We start from the raw sequence: 3109 nt of genomic DNA, 5'->3' as shown, positions 1-3109 counted from the left end.
TGTTGTTGTGCACTGGCTTTAGTTTATGTAATTCATCCAAAATATAATACTTAAATATATCCATAATCCACTAAACAAAATATGAATGATTGTCTCGAAGCGTTTTCCTTTCCATAGTATAGGAGAATAACCAAAAAATTGAATTATCAGTCTAAGCGACCAAAATACCGCAAGTCCTAGAGAAATTGTTTTGCCGAGTATCGTTTCTATAAGTTCTGTTGCTGAAGTTAGACAAAGTAAACCCATTAGGAATACAACTAAGGCAATAAAAAAAGTATGAATTGTCATCATTTGTTTATTGATTAAACTTAATGATTTCAGTTCCTCCTTCCAATTGAAATGCTTTGGGAAAATTATGTGAATCAATGCTAAGCCCATTAATAGAAATCCGATTATTTTGAAGTGTAATATCATTCTTAACTGCAATTGAATATTGACATAAATGGTGTGAATTTAGATTCATTAATTGATGCAAATCTAGCTTCTTTAAACGCCACTTCCCAAGTTTTTTTCGAAAAGAAATGCGTAAATCCAATTGTAAACGCAAAAAAGTTGGGGAAATCTCTTAAATGTTCCACCATGATTACATTGCCATTCGGTTTACATACTCTTCTACACTCTTTTAAAAATTTTATTTTCTCCTCATGCTTTCGGATTTCGTGAATAGCAGACATTAAAAATATATTGTCAACGGAATTGTCCTCTAATGGGATTTTGTTCGAAGCTATTTGTTGGGTATTTGGATAAACTAAACTCACTTTTCTTGCTCTTATTATGGCAGGTTCAGTATGCTGTTTAGCATTATAAAAATCATAAACTTGAAGTTTGGATTGAGGTAAAATATCCTTAATGATATAACTTGTTTCATCAAAACCTGCATTGATATTCAGATTAAAATTTTGTTCTGTATCTTCAAGATTCATTTTTTTCAACCAGTCAAAATTGTAAAAACCAGAAAAATCGTAAACATATGCAGATACGATTAGTGGCATAATAAGTCCATATATAAATCCACAAATTACCAGCCAAAACAAGTCTTTATTCCAGTTCAGTATATATTGACTCACTATAATCATCGCCATGACGACAAGTCCAAAAACATAAAAGTGTCTGTTGAAACTGAGGATATTTAGTACTCCTTGAAATTTTCGTCTTTTTATTTCCATTTTTCAATCTTGCCTTTTGCCCAAGAATATGGGACGTTTTTTATCTCGAATGCATTTGCCAAAACAATGTTTTGAAGTTTTAACTTGTTTAGAAAATCAAAATGGTAGTTTTTTATTTTTACAGGTTTAGGTTTCCAATTTTGCCGAATGCCTAAAATCGTTAGTATCGTTTTATCTTTATTGTTTACAGTAAAAGTATGGGGTAACGGACCTGCAAATTTCCTTGCATCTTTCCAATCAGTAAATGGTGAGTTTTCAGGTAATTTTATTTCACTGTCTGTTAACTCAATAGAAATTTCAAATTTAGATTGAGCTGATTTGATTGTTTTGCAATTTTTGTTTTTTGTTTGCTTGATATCTGTTGTTGTATAGTTGTAATGTGTGAAAATATTGCCAAAAAATTCCATTTTCTTTTTGTCGGTTTGCGATTTGATTATATATAATCCCCTTAATCTTTTTCCAGCATTATTTGTATATCGGACAAATATTCGATAACCGATTAAAAAGAAATCGTTTCCCATAAATTTGGGGAAGCCTTTTGGCCTAAGTGCCCTTGTTTGAACCATTGCTATTGCTATAAAAGCCCATTTATCGTGAAAAGTATCCAATTCTAAGCATTCCGGGATTAAGTTTTGAAGCTGCTCTTTAGGAACGGCAAATGTCAGTACTAGTGAACTATCGAAGTGAGCATCTACTGCAAAAGGGTGGTTTTTTAGAAAATTTATCATGCAGTCTGTTGTGCTATATTTTTATTTAAAATGAATTCATTGTAGTATACAAGAACTATGAAAAGCAATGCATACAAAGAATTAAGTCTTCCCCAAAGTAGAAGGTCTGGAACAAGAATGAACTCCAAGGTATTCATCACTACCACTACGAGTATTTGAGTAATTGCATTGAGTTTAGATTTAAATTTAGAGAGCACCCAAACCGCCATTACAACTTCTGACAAACCAATTAAAATAGTTAAAGGTCTTGAATAATCTTCCCCTAAAATGCACGCAACTATCTGTTGGTGTCGAGGTACAAGATTTAGGACCTTACAGAAAAGTCCATTTGCAAGCCAGACAACAGAAATTAGTAAGGTTAATGATTTATGTAGGTTTTTATTCTTCAATCTGGTTTTTTTTAGCTTGTGCACAACGCCATGTATAAGTTTAGTTGCGGTGTTAAGTTTTAAAGATAGCAAAAGGAAATTGTCAGTGGAAAAATCCGCAGGATTTTTCCAAGTAAGCACAGAGCTTAGCAATTAAATTTATACTTTGTTAGCAACGGGCATTTTCCGTTTGAGTATTTTCAATAGCATCATTTCTTCTTTTGTTTTTGCTCCGAAAAATATCATTATTTCATCTAAGATACTCTTATTTAAGGCAAATAATAAAGCACCTAAAATCAAAACAAAAATCATTGATACTTTTTCATCTTGATAGAATATGGTTTTAGAAAATTCTGATTCGATTAGGGCTTGTTCAGTTACCCAAAAAATAAAATTTAAACCAAAACTTAAAAAAATCCATCCTTTTTCTTTAAGAATAGAAGTCAGTTTGTAGAACAAAATCAACCCACCAATTATTAGTAAATAACTAAAAATAAAAGCAGCGTATCCTAAAAAAGCAAAAATCCATAATAGTGCATAATTCAGAAGTCCGACAGCGATAACTATTGTCAAAGCGACTAAAATGTTACTAAATATCCGTTTTATGATTTTCATTACATCTCTCAAGTTTGTTGCTAACGGATTTGTGTATGGAACGTAGTGTATAGAAAAACACTAACTTTTAGGATTAACACAAAGCCGAATTTTTATATTTTGGTTTTAATTTATCATTTTTCAAAAGCCAAAATTGACTATTTCGCTATCGCGTAATATTCTATTTGGCGGACATTATAAAAATACACTAAACTTTGGCTTAAGCATCAAAAGCCCGTATTAATTTTAGCTA

4 protein-coding genes are annotated in these 3109 nt (G+C 31.3%); all 4 read right to left on the bottom strand.

Annotation, left to right across the window (positions count from 1 at the left end):
* Nucleotides 1–416: 416 nt before the first annotated feature.
* The gene (locus BVC87_RS22865; protein WP_234974717.1) at nt 417–1082 is read right to left on the bottom strand and encodes a class I SAM-dependent methyltransferase; all 666 of its coding nucleotides are present in this window, start codon (nt 1080–1082) and stop codon (nt 417–419) included.
* A gap of 74 nt (nt 1083–1156) precedes the next feature.
* Nucleotides 1157–1894 (bottom strand): DUF2071 domain-containing protein, encoded by a 738-nt coding sequence (locus BVC87_RS22860; protein WP_200799229.1) that lies wholly within the window; start codon nt 1892–1894, stop codon nt 1157–1159.
* Nucleotides 1891–2307, bottom strand: coding sequence for a DoxX-like family protein (locus BVC87_RS22855; protein WP_234974718.1), 417 nt, complete (start codon nt 2305–2307; stop codon nt 1891–1893). Before BVC87_RS22855 ends, BVC87_RS22860 begins: the two co-directional genes overlap by 4 nt.
* A gap of 114 nt (nt 2308–2421) precedes the next feature.
* Nucleotides 2422–2877, bottom strand: a complete 456-nt coding sequence (locus BVC87_RS22850) for a hypothetical protein (protein ID WP_075344709.1) — start codon at nt 2875–2877, stop codon at nt 2422–2424.
* Between the last annotated feature and the right edge of the window lie 232 nt (nt 2878–3109).

Origin of the sequence: Tenacibaculum agarivorans (genome assembly GCF_001936575.1) — a bacterium.
GTDB lineage: Bacteria > Bacteroidota > Bacteroidia > Flavobacteriales > Flavobacteriaceae > Polaribacter > Polaribacter agarivorans.
The sequence above is the reverse complement of the archived record's forward strand: the minus strand, read 5'-3'. Positions and strand labels throughout refer to the sequence as shown.

Excerpts from the sequence above, each read along its gene's own strand:
- BVC87_RS22860 (WP_200799229.1), bottom strand. The coding sequence starts at position 1,894 with ATGATAAATTTTCTAAAAAACCACCCTTTTGCAGTAGATGCTCACTTC.
- BVC87_RS22865 (WP_234974717.1), bottom strand. The coding sequence starts at position 1,082 with ATGGCGATGATTATAGTGAGTCAATATATACTGAACTGGAATAAAGAC.
- BVC87_RS22850 (WP_075344709.1), bottom strand. The coding sequence starts at position 2,877 with ATGAAAATCATAAAACGGATATTTAGTAACATTTTAGTCGCTTTGACA.